This window comes from Actinoplanes sp. NBRC 103695 (assembly GCF_030269485.1).
Classification (GTDB): Bacteria; Actinomycetota; Actinomycetes; order Mycobacteriales; family Micromonosporaceae; genus Actinoplanes.
Map to the genome: position 1 here is coordinate 96851 of NZ_BSTL01000015.1, position 17822 is coordinate 114672.

18 protein-coding genes and 2 riboswitches are annotated in these 17822 nt (G+C 69.5%); of the genes, 10 read left to right on the forward strand and 8 right to left on the reverse strand.

Annotated elements, in window-relative coordinates:
- Positions 1-236 precede the first annotated feature (236 nt).
- The 3 genes from QSK31_RS26735 (at position 237) to QSK31_RS26745 (ending at position 1569) form a co-directional block, all read left to right on the forward strand.
- Entirely contained in the window at positions 237-710 is a 474-nt protein-coding gene (locus QSK31_RS26735) for a cysteine dioxygenase (protein ID WP_285687100.1), read from the forward strand.
- On the forward strand, positions 707-1132 hold the full coding sequence (locus QSK31_RS26740; RefSeq protein ID WP_285687101.1) for a rhodanese-like domain-containing protein: 426 nt from the start codon (positions 707-709) through the stop codon (positions 1130-1132). The genes QSK31_RS26735 and QSK31_RS26740 overlap by 4 nt, the downstream gene beginning before the upstream one ends.
- Positions 1133-1203: 71 nt before the next feature.
- On the forward strand, positions 1204-1569 hold the full coding sequence (locus QSK31_RS26745; protein WP_285687102.1) for a hypothetical protein: 366 nt from the start codon (positions 1204-1206) through the stop codon (positions 1567-1569).
- Here the strand turns inward: QSK31_RS26745 and QSK31_RS26750 are convergent.
- Positions 1483-3141: an MFS transporter gene (locus QSK31_RS26750; RefSeq protein WP_285687103.1), complete on the reverse strand. Its 1659-nt coding sequence runs from the start codon at positions 3139-3141 to the stop codon at positions 1483-1485. The genes QSK31_RS26745 and QSK31_RS26750 overlap by 87 nt on opposite strands.
- An 84-nt stretch (positions 3142-3225) precedes the next feature.
- Here QSK31_RS26750 and QSK31_RS26755 point away from each other — a divergent pair, with 84 nt between their 5' ends.
- The gene (locus QSK31_RS26755; protein WP_285687104.1) at positions 3226-3936 is read left to right on the forward strand and encodes a TetR/AcrR family transcriptional regulator; all 711 of its coding nucleotides are present in this window, start codon (positions 3226-3228) and stop codon (positions 3934-3936) included.
- A gap of 283 nt (positions 3937-4219) precedes the next feature.
- Complete coding sequence (locus QSK31_RS26760) at positions 4220-5794, forward strand: GGDEF domain-containing protein (RefSeq protein WP_285687105.1); 1575 nt, start codon at positions 4220-4222, stop codon at positions 5792-5794.
- A gap of 66 nt (positions 5795-5860) precedes the next feature.
- Here the strand turns inward: QSK31_RS26760 and QSK31_RS26765 are convergent, their stop codons facing one another.
- From QSK31_RS26765 to QSK31_RS26780, 4 genes are read right to left on the reverse strand one after another with little or no spacing between them, the layout of a single operon-like run.
- Positions 5861-6445: a fibronectin type III domain-containing protein gene (locus QSK31_RS26765; protein WP_285687106.1), complete on the reverse strand. Its 585-nt coding sequence runs from the start codon at positions 6443-6445 to the stop codon at positions 5861-5863.
- Positions 6446-6462: 17 nt separating this feature from the next.
- Positions 6463-7539, reverse strand: coding sequence for an AAA family ATPase (locus tag QSK31_RS26770; protein ID WP_285687107.1), 1077 nt, complete (start codon positions 7537-7539; stop codon positions 6463-6465).
- Entirely contained in the window at positions 7536-8144 is a 609-nt protein-coding gene (gene pnuC, locus QSK31_RS26775) for a nicotinamide riboside transporter PnuC (protein WP_285687108.1), read from the reverse strand. The genes QSK31_RS26770 and pnuC overlap by 4 nt, the downstream gene beginning before the upstream one ends.
- A gap of 7 nt (positions 8145-8151) precedes the next feature.
- Entirely contained in the window at positions 8152-8526 is a 375-nt protein-coding gene (locus QSK31_RS26780) for an Atu4866 domain-containing protein (protein ID WP_285687109.1), read from the reverse strand.
- Positions 8527-8630: 104 nt separating this feature from the next.
- Between QSK31_RS26780 and QSK31_RS26785 the strand changes: the two genes are divergently transcribed.
- Complete coding sequence (locus tag QSK31_RS26785) at positions 8631-10073, forward strand: glycoside hydrolase family 76 protein (RefSeq protein ID WP_285687110.1); 1443 nt, start codon at positions 8631-8633, stop codon at positions 10071-10073.
- An 8-nt stretch (positions 10074-10081) separates the two neighbouring features.
- Positions 10082-10210, forward strand: coding sequence for a hypothetical protein (locus QSK31_RS26790; protein ID WP_285687111.1), 129 nt, complete (start codon positions 10082-10084; stop codon positions 10208-10210).
- A 37-nt stretch (positions 10211-10247) separates the two neighbouring features.
- On the opposite strand, the gene QSK31_RS26795 is transcribed toward QSK31_RS26790, so the two are convergent.
- Complete coding sequence (locus QSK31_RS26795) at positions 10248-10853, reverse strand: TetR/AcrR family transcriptional regulator (RefSeq protein ID WP_285687112.1); 606 nt, start codon at positions 10851-10853, stop codon at positions 10248-10250.
- Positions 10854-11025: 172 nt separating this feature from the next.
- On the opposite strand from QSK31_RS26795, the gene QSK31_RS26800 reads away from it, so the two are divergent.
- Positions 11026-11925, forward strand: a complete 900-nt coding sequence (locus QSK31_RS26800) for an ABC transporter permease (RefSeq protein WP_285687113.1) — start codon at positions 11026-11028, stop codon at positions 11923-11925.
- Entirely contained in the window at positions 11918-12697 is a 780-nt protein-coding gene (locus QSK31_RS26805; protein ID WP_502873011.1) for an ABC transporter ATP-binding protein, read from the forward strand. The genes QSK31_RS26800 and QSK31_RS26805 overlap by 8 nt, the downstream gene beginning before the upstream one ends.
- 22 nt (positions 12698-12719) lie before the next feature.
- Here the strand turns inward: QSK31_RS26805 and QSK31_RS26810 are convergent, their stop codons facing one another.
- Complete coding sequence (locus tag QSK31_RS26810; RefSeq protein WP_285687115.1) at positions 12720-13742, reverse strand: coiled-coil domain-containing protein; 1023 nt, start codon at positions 13740-13742, stop codon at positions 12720-12722.
- A gap of 2 nt (positions 13743-13744) precedes the next feature.
- Positions 13745-13882, reverse strand: a riboswitch (cyclic di-AMP (ydaO/yuaA leader).
- A gap of 262 nt (positions 13883-14144) precedes the next feature.
- Positions 14145-14296: riboswitch (cyclic di-AMP (ydaO/yuaA leader) on the forward strand.
- A 3-nt stretch (positions 14297-14299) separates the two neighbouring features.
- On the opposite strand from QSK31_RS26810, the gene QSK31_RS26815 reads away from it, so the two are divergent.
- Complete coding sequence (locus QSK31_RS26815) at positions 14300-15346, forward strand: coiled-coil domain-containing protein (RefSeq protein WP_285687116.1); 1047 nt, start codon at positions 14300-14302, stop codon at positions 15344-15346.
- A 58-nt stretch (positions 15347-15404) separates the two neighbouring features.
- Here the strand turns inward: QSK31_RS26815 and QSK31_RS26820 are convergent, their stop codons facing one another.
- Entirely contained in the window at positions 15405-17771 is a 2367-nt protein-coding gene (locus tag QSK31_RS26820) for a glycoside hydrolase family 65 protein (protein WP_285687117.1), read from the reverse strand.
- Positions 17772-17822: the final 51 nt, after the last annotated feature.

The window sequence follows — 17822 nt, forward strand, 5'->3', positions numbered from 1 at the left end:
GACGACCATGAACGCATGATTCGGCAGGGCCTCCTCCTCACCGCCCGCCTGGCGATCGACCTGGCGCGCTGCGCCAGCGCACGCTGTCCGCGCTGACCAGCGTCTCTCTTCGCAGATTTCCCACCCGTCGAGCCGGATTTCCGGCAACACATCCGCGCGTCTGCGTAGCCTTGATCGCCGTATCGCGGTAAACCTATAGAACTGATAGGCAATATATGCAAACCGAGGAGCTCTCCGTGACCGCCGTCGACGTCCGCCTCGACCACCTCTCCATCGCCCGGCAGTTCGCCGCCGACCCGTCGGCGTGGCCGGTCGCGCCGCGGTTCAACCCGTCCGAACGCTGGTACCACCGCCTGCACATCGCCGACGACTTCGAGGTGTGGCTGCTGACCTGGCTGCCCGGGCAGGGCACCGACCTGCACGACCACGGCGGCTCGGCGGGGGCCTTCCACATCCACTCCGGCACGCTCACCGAGGACACCGTCGCCCAACCGGCGGGCGGGCCACCCCGGATCACCGGCCGTGAGCTCAGCGAGGGCGCCGGCCGGCGGTTCGGCACCCAGCACATCCACCGCATCGTCAACCGGTCGAACCGGCCCGCGATCAGCATCCACGCCTACGGCCCGGCGCTCACCACGATGACGCGCTACCGGATCGGCGCCGGCGGCCTGACCGTGGAGACCGTCGAGAAGGCCGGGGTGCAGTGGTGACCGCTCTGCTTCGTACCGCACCGGCGTTCGTACCGCCGCCGCCCGGCTCGACCGGCATCGACGACCTGCTCGCGGCGGCCCGCAGGCGGCTGCGGCGAGTCACGCCCGAGGAGACCTTCGCCGCGGTCGAGCGGGGCGCCGTCCTGATCGACATCCGTCCCGCCGCCCAGCGGGCCGCGAACGGCGAGATCCCCGGAGCGCTGATCATCGAGCGCAACGTCCTGGAGTGGCGCCTCGACCCCCGCAGCGACGCGCGCCTCGGCTTCGCCACCCGGTACGACCTCGAGGTGATCATCACCTGCCAGGAGGGCTACACCAGCTCTCTGGCGGCCGCCTCGCTGCAGGACCTCGGCCTGCACCGGGCCACCGACCTGGCCGGCGGATTCGCCGCGTGGAAGGCCGCCGGCCTACCCACCATCTAGGGGAGATCTCAGGGGATCTGGTGGTGTTAGCACCACCCTCGCTGGGCACGGGCGGCCCTAGATTTGTCCGCATGAAGCGAATCGGCGGTGCTCTCCTGTGGTTCACCGGTGCCTACTTCGTCGGCCGGGCCATCCTTGAGCCGTTCGTGATCGACCTCAACGATCCCTCGACCTACCAGCACGACTGGGGCGGCCCCACCCTGATGGGCGTCCTGCTCGTGCACTGCGGCCTCGGCGTGATCGCCGCCGGGCTGATGGCGTGGCGGCTGATGCGACGCTCATCGCGACGCCTGCACAAGACGGTGGACCGGCCCGTGCCGCCGTCCGACGACGACTCGGGCCGGGTCCTCTCAATGGCCGGCGTCGGCACGGGCCTCCCGCGGCAGCAGGAACGCCAGGGCGAACGCCAGCAGCTGCATCAGGAAAGCCACGCCTAGGCTGAGAACGGTCGAGTCGCGGAAGGCGTCCGTGACGACACCCTGGGAGAACTCGGCCAGGCCCGCGGGGGCGGCCTGACCCTGAGACTCGCAGGACGCCGGCCGCACGTCCGGGTCGTCCTCGGCCGCCCGGTCGTGCAGGCAGGCCCGGACGGCGGCGGCCACGGCCGGCTGCTGACCGGCGGGCACGCCGGCCTCGGCGAACACCGCGGTCAGCTTCGCCGCGGAGTCGTCGACGTGCGAGGTGACCGACCCCGGCAGCAGGCCGAAGAAGACCGTGCCGAGCAACGCGATGCCGAACGCGCCACCGAGCTGCTGCACCGAGGTGAGCGCGCCGGAGGCCGACCCGGTCTCCTCGTCGTCGACGCCGGCCAGCACGATGTTGAAGAACGGTGCCATCGCCAGGCCCATCCCGATGCCGAGCGGCAGCAGGCCCGGAATCAGGTGCCACGGCGTGAGGTCGGACCCGGTCAGTGCCACGGTCACGGCGACGCCCGCCGTACCCGCCATCATCACGATCGTGCCGAGCAGCAGCAGCTTGCGGCCCAGCCGCTCGGTCAGCCCCGACCCGGCCGCGACGAATCCGGCGATCATGCCCACCGCCTGCGGCAGCGTGGTCAGACCGGCCTTCAGCGGCGAGAACCCGAGCCCGACCTGCAGGTAGAGGGTGAAGATCAGGCCGGTGCCGATCAGCGCCCCGAAGAAGGCCATGCCGACGGCCAGGCCACCGGTGAACGCACGCTTGCCGAACAGGCTCGGCGTGACCAGCGGGTCGAGGCCGCGCTTGTCCCGGCGGTTCTCGTAGATCCCGAACAGGCCGAACACCACCACGCCGGCGGCCAGCATCACGAACACCCAGACCGGCCAGTCCAGCTCACGGCCCTGCACCAGCGGGTAGAGAAGCAGGAACCCGCCGACGCCGGCGAGCACCACACCGGCCAGGTCGAGCCGCAGGGAGCGCTCGGACTTGAACTCGGGGAGGAACTTGAACGCTCCGATGATGGCGAACAGGCCCAGGGGCAGGTTGATGAAGAAGATCATCCGCCACCCGGCGCCGAAGTAGTCGGCGTCGACCAGCCAGCCGGCCAGGATCGGCCCGCCCACCGCGCCCAGGCCCATCACCGGCCCGAACGAGCCGAACGCCTTGGCCTGCTCGGACGGCGAGAACATCTGGCGGATCATGCCCAGGCCCTGCGGCAGCATGAGCGCGCCGAACAGGCCCTGGATGGCGCGGGCGCCGATCAGCACGCCCGGGCTCCAGGAGAGCGCGCAGAGCATCGAGGCGGCGGTGAAGCCGACCGCGCCGATGACGAACATCCGGCGCCGGCCGAAGATGTCGCCGAGCCGCCCGCCGGTGAGCAGACCGATCGCCATGGACAGGGTGTACGCGGCGCCGAGCCACTGGATCAGCGAGTACGACCCGCCGATCTCGGCCCGGATCACCGGCCCGGCGATCGAGGTGACCAGTGCGTCCAGCAGGTCCATGACCTCGACGGCCAGGATCACGAAGAGCGCGACCCAGCGCCATCGGTACGGCGTGGGTGCCTTCTCGAGAAGCGCTTCGGCTTGCATGTCCCCGACCTTTCGAACAGTGTTCGCGGATTCCGAACACCGTTCTATAGTCGAACACCGTTCGCGTCAAGTACATTGTTCGTGATGGAGATCCCCCTGCCTCCCTGGCGCCCCTCCCCCAAGGCGCGTGCCGTCCGAGTGCCCCTCACCCAGGACCAGATCGTCCGGGCCGCCCTGCGCATCGTCGCCGCCGAGGGCCTCGAGGCGGTGAGCATGCGACGCCTGGCCACCGAGTTCGGCACCGGCCCGTCCAGCCTCTACGCCCACGTGGCGAACAAGGACGAGCTTCACCAGCTGATGTTCGACGAGATCTGCCGCGACATCCCGATCCCCGAGCCCGACCCGGCCCGCTGGCAGGAACAGCTCAAGGAACTGGCCCGCTCCGGATACGAGGCGATGGTGCGGCACGGCGACGTCGCCCGGGCCGCCCTCGCCCAGATCCCCACCGGGCCGCACGCGATGCGCGTCTCCGACGCGATGCTCGGCATGCTGCTGGGCGCCGGCATGGATCCACGGAAGGCCGGGTGGGCGCTCGACCGGCTGTTCCTCTACATCGTCGCGGACGCGTACGAGAACTCAATCTACCTGCACCGCTTCGACGACTCACCGGAGCGGATGCACGAGTACTTCGTCGAGATGACCGCCCAGCTCCAGACCTACTACGAGTCACTGCCGGCCTCGCACTACCCGCACCTGAGGGCGAATGCGGAGGCGCTGACCAGCGGCGACGGCCGGCAACGATTCGAGTTCGGGCTGGACATGCTGATCGACGGGCTCACCCGCCAGATGCCGTGAGAGCTACTCCGGCGGCGCCCGGATCGGGGTGGCGGCCGTGATTGCCGCCGGTCCCGCCGGGCGGCAGGTCTCGTAGGGCGTCAGGTCTCGGCCGGTCCGCCAGGCGCGTTCTTGCAGTCGTCCTGGTTCTGGTTCGACCGGCCCCTCCCGGTCCTTCACCTGCACCTTCGGCCCGGTACGTGATCAACTTCGCCGCTGCGACGGTTGCTTTCGACAAACCGGAAAAGTCAGGCGTTTCGGTCCCGGCTATTGGCACGAGCAGCAAACTGCCGATACTGGGGTCATGTCGGAGTGGATCGAGCCGGGCGACCGGCTTCCGGTGCCGGTAACCGCTTACGGCCCACTCCAACTTCTTGCTCGGCGAGTGCACATACTCGCCTCGACCGGGCGGGCGCCGGAGGCGATCGAGGCGGCCGACGCCTATCTCGCGATCGCGCGCGCGGTGCACGACGAGAAGACCATCGGCTTCCTGCGCCAGGGCAAGATGTACGCGTACCTGGACATGGGCCGGATCGACGAGGCCACCGCGGTCGGCGAGCGCCTGCTGGCCACCCACCGCCAGAGCGGCAACGAGGTGGCCGAGGCCAAGGTGCTGTGCGACCTGGCGCAGCTGCGCGTGCTGCAGGGCCGGTACGTCGACGGCATGCGCTGCCTGGCCCGGGCCGGCCTGCTGCTCGACCTGTGCCCACGCTCCGACCGCCACCGGTCGGCGATGTGCTCCTTCGCGCAGACCGCCGCCGTGGCCCAGATGTACGAGACCGCCGCCGAGGCGTACGAACGGCTCACCGCGCAGGACGCCGCCCACTCCCGGACCACCTCGTTCGACCTGGTCTACTCGCGCACCCTGCTCACCTGGGGCATCCGCCTCGATCACGTCGGCCGCACCGACGAGGCGGCCACCCGGCTGCGGCGCAGCGCGACGATCACCCGGCGCTGGCTCGACCAGCACCCCGGCGACCCGTGCATGACAGCGGTCCAGGCGCTGGCCCTGGCCAAGCTCGGCGACACCGCGGTGGCGGAGAAACTGGCCGAGTCCGCGATCCTGCCGCTGCGTCAGGGTGAGAGCTGGGAGTTCGCCCGGATGGCGCATCTGGCGCTGGGCATCAGCCTGCGCGCCTCCGGCCGGCTGGCCGAGTCGCGCCGCGAGTTCCTGGCCGCCCACCAGCTCTGCGACGTCTCGCCGCCGTCGCCGGACGAGCGGCCGATCATCCGCTACGAGATGGGCCTGACCGCGGTCGCCATCGACGGCGGCCAGCCCAGCCGCGACCTGTTCGCCGCGGTTGCCAACCAGGTGCGCGAGTTGTGGCAGTTGCGGCTGCAGCGGGTGGGCATGCTGCGCCAGGCGCGGCAGCGCGAGGAGGTGGAGTCGGCCCGCGCGGACGCGGAACGGGAGAGCCGCCGCGACGCGCTCACCGGCTTGGGCAACCGGCGGCGCTTCGATCTGCTGCTGAACCAGGTGGACGCGGGCGAGCTCGGCCGGCCGCTGGCCCTGCTGCTGGTCGACCTGGACCACTTCAAGGCGGTCAACGACGCGTACTCGCACAGCGCCGGCGACCGGGTGTTGCGCGAGGTGGCCACGTTGCTGGTGAGCCACTGCCGGGCCGGCGACGAGGCGGTGCGGTACGCGGGCGACGAGTTCGTGCTCTTCCTGCGCGGCGACGCGGCGCATGCCCGGGACGTGGCCGAGCGCATCCGGCAGTCGGTGGCCCGCGCGGAGATCCTGGCCGGGGTGCGCCTCACGGTCAGCGTGGGCATGGCCGAGCTGACCGACGGCATGACCGGCGAGGCGCTGTTCCGCGCGGTCGACGACCGCCTCTACGCGGCGAAGTGGAGTGGCCGCAACACGATCGCGGCTTAGGTCGTGTCTCGTGGATCAGCCACGTGCGAGGCGAGGTCCAGAGTGTGGCTGATCCACCAGACGACCTTAGTTCGGGTAGACCACGCCGGACTCACCGGCGTACGCGTGCCGGGTGCCGTCCTTCCAGTAACCGGTGTTCGGGGCGTCCAGCCACACCACGTACGGCGTGCCCCTGGTGAGACCGGTGATCGTGGCGGTGACCGTGCACCCGCCCGCGGGCGCGACGTTCTGCCACACCGGGTCGGCCTGCTTGCCCAGGACCAGCGGCTGCGGCATGGCGGTGATCCGGTAGTCGGAGCGGTACTGCCGCGGCCAGGACACCGAGAGCGAACCCTTGCCGGGCGTGATCGTCATCGGGATCAGCACCGGCTCGACCGTGGAGGACTTCGGGCAGGAGCCGTTGTCCGTCGGCAGGAACTTCACCGGTGGCAGCGAGGCGCCCGCGTACTTGCCGTTGCCCTTGGTGGGCGTCGGGCTGGGCGTCGGGCTGCCGGTCGCGCCGACGATCCAGCCGGCGTCGCTCACCGGGCCGCCCGCCGAGCTGCTCGCTTCGGGGTTCGGCGCCATCGACATGTCGAAGCCGAGTGCCGCGCAGCCGCTCAGGAACACCGGCGCGAGCACTGCCATGACCACCAGAACCGTCTTCCGCATGCATCCAGCTTCGGCCGCTACTCCGGCGGGCTTAGCGGCGGTTTGAAGGTCCACCCCTGCGCGAGCAGGTCGTCGGTCGCCCTCACAGCGGCGCGCAGTCGCTCACCGAGATTTCCGGTCAACACCCGATGGGGTACGCCCGAAGCACGCAATTCGGCGCGGAAGCGGCCGGTCATCCACGCCCGGATGTCCTCGCCGTCGCGCAGCCCGTCCTGCACGAACGGGACGCCCTCGTGGTCGGTCAGCAGGTAGAGGTCGGGCCGGCGCATCCGCTCCCGAACGGCAACCGAGCCCCGCCCCAGATAGCGCTCCTCCCAGATGGTGGTGGCCAGCGCGTCGGTGTCGCCGAACAGCACCGGCGACCCGGCCCGGGCGGCCTGGTCCTCGGCGGCGTTCTGCTCGCCGGCCACCGTCACGAAGTCGTCGTGATCCCACTCGACGTCGTCCACCACCGCGTCCGGCCGCTCCGCCCGCAAGGCCCGCAGCTTGCGCTCGGTCAGCTCGCGGCCGGACTCGGGCACCCAGCGGGTGTCCGCCCAGACACCGCCGCGCAGCCGGTAGTGCCGGGCCAGAGCCCGGGCGATCGTGGTGGTGCCGGTCGACTCCGCGCCGACCACGATCACCCGGCGGGTCAGCCACGCCCGCACGCCGGGGCCGAGGAAACGCCAGTGTCCTGCGGGGTCGTTCCGGACGGCCGTGCCGGAGACCGGCACCCGGGCCCGGTCCAGGTCGACGGTCACCGGCGTCGCGCCGAACCGCCGGGCCAACTCGTCGCCGTAGAGCTCGGAGGAGAACACCGCGTCGACCCGGTCCACGCCGGCGGTCTCGCGGAACACGGCCACATGCCGGTCCCAGGCCTCCGGGTCGTCGTAGTCCACCGGGTTGTCGTCGTACCGGCCGACCACCTCGACGTGCGGCGGGTGGGCCTCGCGCAGCCAGGTCAGCCGGGCCTCGAGCGGGATCGACTCGCCGGACGAGGGCGCGACCACCACGATCACCCGGTCGCAGGCGGCCGCGGCGGCGGCGATCAGCGCGTGGTGCCCGGCGTGCGGCGGGTAGAACTTGCCGACGATCAGACCCCGTGCGTAGGTCACACCTGGCTCCGGGCCGCGCGCCAGGACCGGAGGCCGAAGACGCACAGGGTCAGGAAGGCGACGTAGAGGATCGCGGTCAGCCACAGGTCCTTGTAGCCGTACAGCGGGATGTAGATCAGGTCGGCGGCGATCCACAGCCACCAGCTCTCCACCAGCTTGCGGGTCTGGCCGTAGGTGGCGAGCAGGGACAGCGCGGTGGTCAGCGCGTCGGCCAGCGGCACGGTCGAGCCGGTCAGGTGTTCCAGGAACAGGTAGAGGCCGCCGGTCAGCAGCAGCCCGGCGACGGCCAGCCAGAGCCACTCGCGCCGGGTGGTGGAGCGCACCCGCAGTTCGGTGTGCCGCTCGCCGCCGTAGAGCCAGGCCCACCAGCCGTAGAAGCCCAGGATCACGTAGACGATCTGCAGGCCGGCGTCGGCGTAGAGGCCCGCCGACCAGAAGACCAGCATCAGCAGCAGGACGTTGAGGATGCCCACCGGCCAGTTGGCGATGTGCCGGACGACCAGGAGACCGACGTTGACCAGACCGGTCAGGAAGCCGAGCACCTCCGCCCACGAGGTGCCGACACCGAACGCCGTGAAGGCGGTGCTGCTCAGCCAATCGATCACATCATGTCTATACCGGGAAGAGCTCGTGTCCCGCCATCTCGATCAGACCGTCCTCGCTGACCCTTCCCGGCGTCCGCAACCCGCCTTCGTCGTGCAGCCGCAGGTCGGCGCCGTTCACGAGGTAGGAGCCGTGCGCCTTCCGGTCCCGGCCCGCGACGCTCAGGTCGTACGTGAGATCGGGTTTGAGAACGAGTCGGACCGTGCCGTCCGCGCTGCGCCAGGAACCCACCATGGCCGGCGGCTCCATCGACTCGGTGACCGCGGCGGGTGGCGGGGCGACGGCCAGTGCCTGCACGCCGGTGCCGCCGCCCATGGCGATGGCGAGCAGGGAGGTGGCGCCGAGGATGGTGGTGTCGAGGCGGGGGCCACGGCGGATGCGCATGGTCCTTCTTTCGGCACGTGTCAAATCGCCGCCAGCGGTTCGCAGGTTGCTTTCGCATTGCAAAGCCATTGATATGTGACGATCTTTACGGTTTATTTACAACTATGCCGAAGCGCAGACTGGCTCGTCTGGCGATCGTCACCGTCACGGCGGGCCTCATCTCCGTCCCCCTCATCCCCTCCTCCCCCGCGCAGGCCGCAACGGTCTGCAACCGCTACTGCGACGGCCGCGACGCGGCTCTCGCCCCCGCCGACCGCCCCACGGTCAGCGCCACCCTCTACGGCCGCACCTTCCGGGTGCACCTCAACGACACCGACGCCATGGCGTGGGGCACGGTCGAGGGCGGCCAGGCCACCGACGAGGTGTGGCTGGACCGCTCCTTCGACGGCGGCCGCGGCTGGGGCGACAACAGCCGGCTGGGCGCCACCCGCATCCCCACGGGTGGCACCTCGGTCCGGACCACCCAGTTCAACGTCGACGACTGGGCCACCAACGGCGTCGGCGCGCTGCGCGCCTGCGGCAAGGCCGGCGATCGCCCCGAGATCGCCTGCACGCCGTGGACCCGGAGCACCTGGAACGCCTGGGACCGGCGAACCGCCGCCGCGACCGCGCTGATGATGCGCTTCGACCGTGGCACCGGCCTGTTCGACACCAACGGCTGGTGGACCGGCGCCAACGCGATGAGCGCGCTGATCGAGAACGCCCGGGTCAGCGGCATGAACAGCTACCGGTACGCGATCGGGAGCGCCTACGACAAGAACATCAACTCGCGGCAGGGCCAGTTCCGCAACGAGTACCTGGACGACACCGGCTGGTGGGGTCTGGCCTGGCTGGCCGCGTACGACCTGACCGGCGACAGCCGCTACCTGAACACCGCCCGGGCGGACGCCGACCACATGTTCTCGTACTGGGACACCCGCTGTGGTGGCGGGATCTGGTGGAGCACCGCCAGGACGTACAAGAACGCGATCTCGAACAGCCTCTACATCCAGCTCAACGCCGGCCTGTCCCAGCGGATCTCGGGCGACACCACCTACCGCAACCGGGCCACGGCCGGCTGGACCTGGTTCCAGACGACCGGGATGATCAACGGTCAGAACCTCGTGAACGACGGCGTCAACCTCAGCACCTGCCGCAACAACGGTGACGTGACCTGGACCTACAACCAGGGCGTGCTGATGAACGCGCTGGTCCAGCTCAACCGGCTGACCGGGGACGCGAACGCGCTGACCGTCGCCCGGCGGATCGGCGACGCCATGACCACCAGCACCTATCTGAGCCCGAACGGGATTCTGACCGAGCCCAACGAGTCCGGGTGCAGTGGCGACGGCGCTTCCTTCAAGGGCGCCGCGATCCGGGGGCTGGGCGTGCTGAACGGGGCCACCAGCGGGGCGTACAACGCGTACCTGCGCCGGCAGGCGGACAGCAACTACGCCAACAACAGAGACACCATCGACGCGTACGGCAGCCACTGGGCCGGTCCGCGGGTGGCCACCAACCACAGTTGCCAGCACAGCGTCCTAGATCTACTGAACGTCACGAACTGACTACGCATATGACCCTCCGGCCCGCCGATCTGGATCCCGTGGATCTGTGGCCCGGCCGGATGTTCCGCCTGCTGACCGTGTTGGTGATCGCCGGCACGGTCGGCTTCGGCATCTCGGCGGCCCGGACCTGCCGCTGATCCCGATCACCATCGCCTGCACGTGGTCGGCGGCGGATCAGTCGTCGGAGCTGCTCCGCAACGCGGCCAGCACGGCCACGGTCAGCTTTTCCAGGTAGTCCTCGGAGAGCTCGGTGCGGGCGACCGCGAGCCGCCAGTAGAGCGGGCCGAGGATGAGGTCGACGGCCAGCTCCGGGTCGGCGTCGGCGGGCAGCTCACCGCGGGCCACGGCCTGGCCGACCAGCTTGTCGCCGACCGCCTGCTGGTGGGTCCGCAGCGCTTTCTGCAGGGTCGCGGCGATCTGCGGGTTGCGGGACGCCTCGGCCATCAGGTCGGGAATGATCTGCGAGGCCATGTGGTGCTGCAGCGCCTTGGTCACGATGAACATCAGCAGCTGGAGGTCGCCGGCGAAGCTGCCGGTGTCGGGCAACGGGACGGCCCGGCCTGCGACATCGGACACGATCTCGAGGACCATCTCCAGCTTGTTGCTCCATCGGCGGTAGATTGCGGTCTTGCCGACGCCGGCTCGGCGCGCCACCGCTTCGATGGAGAGGCGGCCGTAACCGACCTCGGCCAGTTCGCTCATCACCGCGTTGCGGATCGCCACCGTGATGTCGCCACGCAGGACGGCGGCCCCGGCCGGTGCACGCTTGACTGTCGCCACAGGGTGACTATAGCGCTACGACGGAACGGTTGCGTTCCGCCGTTAGGTCGGCTAGCGTCACCCTCACGTCGATACGCTTGCGTTTCGTCGGTGGATACTGGTTATCGTGTTGTCGCGCAAATCCCCCTGGTCCCGGCGATCCGCGGGACCGACCAGATCGGAGCGCCACCTCATGCCACAGACGGCGGTCGCCGATTCCGGCACCGGCATCTCGCTCAAGGAGTTCGCGGCGCGGCATGGCCTGCATTCGGCCGCCGCACTGCCGAGCCTCCCGGCCTACCTCCGGGAGATCTGGGCCTACCGGCATTTCATCAGGGCCTACTCCGGTGCCCGCATCACCTCGACGTTCGGCCAGACCCGCCTCGGCACGATCTGGCAGGTCCTGACGCCGATCCTGAACGCCGCGGTGTACTACGTGATCTTCGGCGTGCTGCTCAACACCAAGGGCGGCGATGTCTCGAACTTCATCGCGTACCTCTGCACCGGGGTCTTCCTGTTCGGCTTCACCCAGGTCGTGGTGTCCGGCGGGATCAACTCGGTGCACGCCAACCTGGGGCTGATCCGCGCCCTGCACTTCCCGAGAGCCGCGTTGCCCATCTCGATCGTCGCGATCGAGCTGCGCAACATGGTGGCCTCGATGAGCGTGCTGATCATCATCGTGCTGGCCACCGGCGAGCCGATCACGCTCGAGTGGTTGTTCGTCCTGCCGATCCTGCTGTGCCTGTCGCTGTTCAACTGCGGGCTGGCCCTGTTCGGCGCGCGGCTCGGGTCCAAGCTGACCGACATCCGCCAGCTGGTCCCGTTCTTCATCCGGGTGTGGATGTACGGCTCGGCCGTGCTCTACCCGGTGCAGCGGTTCACCGATCACCTGCACGGCTGGAAGCTCGCCCTGGTCGAGGCCAACCCGATGCTCGTCTACATCGAGCTGATGCGGCACTCGCTGATGGAGAACGTCAAGCTCGCCAGCCCGCCGACCCAGCTGTGGATCGAGGCGATCGCCTGGGCCACGGTCATGTTCAGTGTCGGCTTCATCTACTTCTGGCGCGGAGAGAAGGGCTACGGCCGTGGTTGAGATCGATCCCACGCGGACTCCCACCGTCATCGTCGACGACGCGCACATCATCTACCGCGTGCACGGCGCCCAGGCCGCGGGCAGCGGCTCCCCGCTCGCCAGCTTCAAGCGCCTGGTCACGCGCACCAACCCGGCCCAGGTCCGCGAGGTGCATGCGATCAAGGGTGTCAGCTTCGTGGCCTACAAGGGCGAGGCCATCGGCATGGTGGGCAGCAACGGCTCCGGCAAGTCCACGATGCTGCGGGCCGTCGCCGGGCTGATGCCGGCCGACCGCGGCGCCGTCTACGCCTCCGGGCAGCCGTCGCTGCTGGGCGTCAACGCGGTGCTGATGAACGACCTGCCCGGCGAGCGCAACGTCCTGCTCGGCTGCCTGGCCATGGGCATGTCGCCCGCCGAGGCGAAGGCCAAGGTGCCGGAGATCATCGAGTTCTCCGGCATCAACGAGCGCGGCGACTTCAGCTCGCTGCCGATGCGGACGTACTCGTCCGGCATGTCGGCCCGGCTGCGGTTCGCCATCTCGGCGGCGAAGAAGCACGACGTGCTGCTCATCGACGAGGCGCTGGCCACCGGTGACTCGAAATTCCGCCGGCGCAGCGAGCAGCGGATCCGAGACCTGCGCGCCGAGGCCGGGACGGTCTTCCTGGTCTCGCACAGCGAGTCGACGATCCAGGAGACCTGCGAGCGCAGCATCTGGCTGGAGTCGGGCCTGATCCGTGCCGACGGCCCCACCGAGGACGTACTGAAGGAGTACGGGGCCTACATGCGCAAGTAGGCCCCGCACCCCCTGGAGTGCCTTACTTCACCGACAGGTGCACGTGGTTGGTGTGGTCGCTGGAGGGGTCGCCGCCCGCTCCGGAGTACGACTTCCACCCGCTGCTGGGCAACCAGATCCGGCGGAACCAGATCACGTAGAGCACACCCAGCGCGCTCGCGTTGTCGATGAAGTAGTTCGCCAGGTTGTTCCCGTACGTCTTGCTGCTGCCTGTGGCGTCGCCGCCGAATCCGCCCTTGTCGGCGGCGAAGTCGCAGGCCCGGCCCTTCCCATGCTCACCACTGCTCTGCTGGCGGAAGCAGTGCGTGTACCGGGTGAAGCCATCCTTGCGCGCCTCGTTGTAGGCGTGCAGCAGGCGCGGCTTGATGCAGCCGCCACTGGTCGGGTCGTCGACGCAGCCGCTGCCGAGGTTCCCGGCCGGACTGGCCTTCTTGCCGCCGCTGCTCCCACCCGGTGACCCGGCGTCGGCACCCTGGCCGGCCGCCTTCAAGGCGCCCTCGGCCTGCGCCTTGCGCTTGGCCATCACGGTCAGCTGCTTCGACTGGTCCGCGATCTCGAGGTCGATCGCGGCCTTGGCCTTGGCCTGACCCTCACGGGTGTCCTTGAGCGCCTTCAGCGCGGCGTCCTGCTTGACCGCCACGGTCTCCAGCGTCTGCACCCGGTCGAGCATGCCGCCCGACTCGCCCTCGGAGGCGTTGATCAGGGCACTCATCGGCCCGAGCCGCCCGGTGCGGTAGGTCTGAGCGGCGATCTCGTCCAGCGCGGCCTGCTGCGGTCCGAGCTGCGCGTCCAGCTGCTTGATCGCCGTGTTCAGCTTCGCCTGGCGCTGCTTCGAGGTGTCCAGCGCCTCCTTGGCGTCGACGTAGCCCTTCGAAGCCGCCTCGACCTGCTCGATCAACGACTTGGAACCGCCCTCGCCGTCGTCGCCGTTGTCCCCCGGCGCGGCGCTGGCCGGCCCGGCCAGTGCGGTCGCCCCGAGCCCGCCGGCTGCGATCAGCACCGCCAGTGCGGCGGTCCAACGCCTCCGGACAGAGTTCTGCCTCATGCGCATCCTTCCGTCGGCCGCCGACCGGGTTAGCTGACGGGTTCGGGACGGAAGCGATCCCTACCGCTGACGCGGATTCACCCCACTACCTGGGATTTGGTTCCCCGGCTCGCCCGCGGGCGATTAAGCAGCGATCACCGTTTGGTAACGGCGACCGACAGGAACGATACCCACGAATCTCGTATTCGCCACCCTCGCACTTAGAGCCACTATTCATATACATTCCGTTATTTCGACTACCGTGAGAATGCGACGGCTCACATCGATGTGACTTTATGGCCCATCGTCACTTAAAGTCGTTGCGTGGTAACGCCTTTTGACCGGTTCACAAGGCTGAAGTGGTGCGAATAGTCGGGTAAACTAGCCGCCGGTCCTGCCAGGTGGCACCGCCCCCAACGTGCCGGCAGGCCACCACCTAATCGCCCGCGGGGGCGAGCCGGGGAACCAAGTTCCACGGGGTGAATCCGCACCCGCCGATCTCGGTGGGCAAGGTAGGGATCGCTTCCGTCCCGAACCCGTCAGCTAACTCGGTCGGTGGAGACACGGAAGGAACATGCATGACGGCACGCCCACGCCGGTGGCTGATCCTCGCCCTGGCACCGCTCGTCGCCACGACCCTCGCGGTCGTCGCACCCGCCTCTCCGGCGGCCGCGGAGCCCGACGGCTCTTCGACGAAGAGCACGAAGAAGACCGGGGGCACCGCCGCCCCCGATGAGGGCAAGGAGGACGCGCTCCTCAGCGACGTGCTCGACTCCACCGGTCGCCGCTACCTGGCCGCCAAGTCCGCGGTGAAGAAGTCGACGACGACCCAGCTCGGCCTCGCGGTCCAGGTCCGCAGCGCGGAGGCCAGGCGCGACCTGCTGATCCCGCAGGTCGGCAAGATCGCCGGCCAGCAGTACCGCAACGGCGGCCTGTCCACCGCCAGCTTCCTGCTCGACAGCCCCGGCGCCGGCGGCTTCCTCGACCGAGCGATCTCGCTCGAGGAGATGAACTCGCTGAACGACAACAAGCTGCACGAGCTGAACGAGGCGATCGACGAGGTCTCGCGCACCAAGGCCCGCCTTGACCAGGAGGTCAAGACACAGAAGGCCAACATGCTGCTGATGGCGAAGCAGAAGGAGGCGGCCGACAAGGCGCTGGCCCTGGTCGGTGGCGATCTCACCAACGGATTCGTCGACGCCACCTCCAAGAAGGCCGCGCCCGCGCCGCGCGACGGTGACGGCGGCTTCGGGCCCCAGGGCTGCAACGTCAAGGACCCGACGACGAGCGGCTGCATCACCGCGCGCACCTTGCACATGCTCAAGGAGACCAAGAGGGCCGGGTTCAACCGCTTCGTCGGCTGTCACCGCAACGGCGGGCCGTTCGAACATCCCAAGGGCCGGGCCTGCGACTGGTCCCTGCAGAAATCGGGCTTCGCCAAGTACCACAACGCGGACACGAAGAAGTACGGAAACGACCTGATGGCGTTCCTGGTCCGTAACGCGGACGCGCTCGGCATCCTCTACGTGATCTGGAACAAACAGATCTGGTTCCCGACGCGCGGCTGGAGCAACTACCACGGTCCCAGCACGCACGAGGATCACGTACACGTGTCGATGCTCTGAGCGGCAACGAAGAAACCCCCGCCTCCTCCAGGAGCGCGGGGGTTCTTCTTTGCCAGTCCTAGCTGTTGGTGGCGCGCCGGACCGGTGCGCGACCGGCCGGCTGCTCCGGCGGCGGGCCGGTCGGGATGGCCGGCGGAATCTCCACGGTCACCGACTTGCCCTGCGTCACCTCGAGCTCCTTGCCGTGGTGCACCAGCGCCAGCCGGGACGAGCCCTGCCCGTTACGCAGTGAATAGGTGACCTCGTCCGCGGTCACGTTCACCCGCAGCCGCAGGCCGTGCCACATCAGCGAGAACTCCAGCCGGGTGATCCGGCTGGGCAGCCGCGGCGCGAACGACAGCTGACCGTTGAAGTCCCGCATGCCGCCCAGACCGGCCACCAGCGCGATCCACGACCCGGCCAGCGAGGCCACGTGCACGCCGTCCCGCGCGTTCTGGTGCAGGTCGTGCAGGTCCATCAGGGCGGCCTCGCCCAGGTAGTCGTGGGCCAGCTCGAGGAAGCCCACCTCGGCCGCCATCACCGCCTGGATGCAGGCGGACAGCGACGAGTCCCGGACGGTACGCGCGTCGTAGTAGGCGAAGTTGCGCGCCTTCTCCTCCGGGGTGAACGCGTCGCCCCGCACGTACATGGCCATGACCAGGTCGGCCTGCTTGACCACCTGCTTGCGGTACAGGTCGAAGTACGGGTAGTTCAACAGCAGCGGGTACGCCTCCGGCGCGGTGTTCTCGAAGTCCCACTCCTGCAGCCGGGTGAAGCCCTGCGACTGCTGGTGCACGCCCAGCTCCCGGTCGTACGGGATGTGCACCGACGCCGCCGCGTCCCGCCAGGACGCCGTCTCCTCGTCGTCCACGCCCAGCCGGCAGGCCACCTCCGGGTGACGCTTCGCGGCGTCCGCGGCGGCGAACATGTTCTGCTGCGCCATCAGGTTGGTGTAGATGTTGTCGTCCACCACGGCCGTGTACTCGTCCGGCCCGGTGACGCCGTCGATGTGGAAACGCCCGTGCCGGTCGTGGTGGCCCAGCGAACGCCACAGCCGGGCGGTCTCCACCAGCAGTTCCAGGCCGACCTCACGCTCGAAGTCGTGGTCGCCGGTGGCCTGCACGTACCGCCGCACCGCGTCCGCGATGTCCGCGCCGATGTGGAAGCCCGCGGTGCCGGCCGGCCAGTACGCCGAGCACTCCTGCCCGCGGATCGTCCGCCACGGGAACGCCGCACCCTGCAGGCCCAGCGTCGCCGCACGCTCCCGTGCCAGGTCCAGGGTGGAGTGCCGCCAGCGCAACACGTCGGCGGCCGCGGCCGGCTGGGTGTAGGTCAGCGCCGGAAGCACGAACGTCTCGGCGTCCCAGAACGTGTGGCCGTCGTACCCCGGCCCGGTCAGCCCCTTGGAGCCGATCGGCCGCTGCTCGGCCCGGGCGCCCGCCTGCAGCGTGTGGAACAGCCCGAAACGGACCGCCTGCTGCACCTCCGGGTCGCCCTCGACCTGGACGTCGGAGTGGTCCCAGAACGCGTCCAGGTACTCCTGCTGCGCCTCGACCAGACCCTCCCAGCCGTCCAGCCGGGCACTGGCCAGCGCGCCGCCGACCTGGTCCCGGACGGCGGGCAGCGAGCGGTGGCTGGACCAGCCGTACGCGGCCAGCTTGACCACGCGCAGTTTCTGCCCCGGCTCGAGCTTGGTGGCCACCGTGGTACGCAGCCAGTCCGGGTGGCCCTCGGTGGTGATCGCGTGCTTGCCCGGCGTCTCCACCAGGTGCTCCATCGCCGCGGCCATCCGCAGGTCGCTGGCCTTGGTGCGGTGCACGAGCAGGCCGCCGGTCTTCTGCTCCAGCATCTCCTCGGCCTGCAGCGGGTGGTCCAGCACCGCCGCCACCCGCGGGTCCTTGCTGCTCATCGGCAGCTGCTCGTTGGCCACCAGCTCGGACTGCAGGATCAGCCGGGCGCTCTGCTCGAGCGGCTCCACCTCGTAGAGGATCGCGACGACCGCACGCTGGGTGAAGGACACCAGACGGACGGTGCGGATCCGGATCGCCTGGCCGGAGGGCGACACCCACTCGGCGGTGCGCTCCAGGGTGCCGGCTCGCAGATCCAGGACGCGCTCGTGGCTGCGCAGGTCGCCGTACCTGACATCGAACGGCTCGTCGTCGACCAGCAGCCGCATCAGCTTGGCGTTGGTCACGTTGACCATCGTCTGGCCGGACTCGGGGAAGCCGTACCCCGCCTCGGCGTACGGCAGCGGCCGCAGCTCGTAGAACGAGTTCAGGTACGTGCCGGGCAGGCCGTGCGGCTCACCCTCGTCCAAGTTGCCGCGTACCCCGATGTGCCCGTTGGCGAGCGCGAAGACCGATTCGGACTGGGCCAGCAGGTTCAGGTCCAGCCGGGTCTCCCGGATGTGCCAAGGGTCGACGGGGTACGCCCGTTCACGGATCACGGTGGTGCCTCTCGATGAACTGAGGAAGGACAAAAGTCTGAGCGAAAGTAC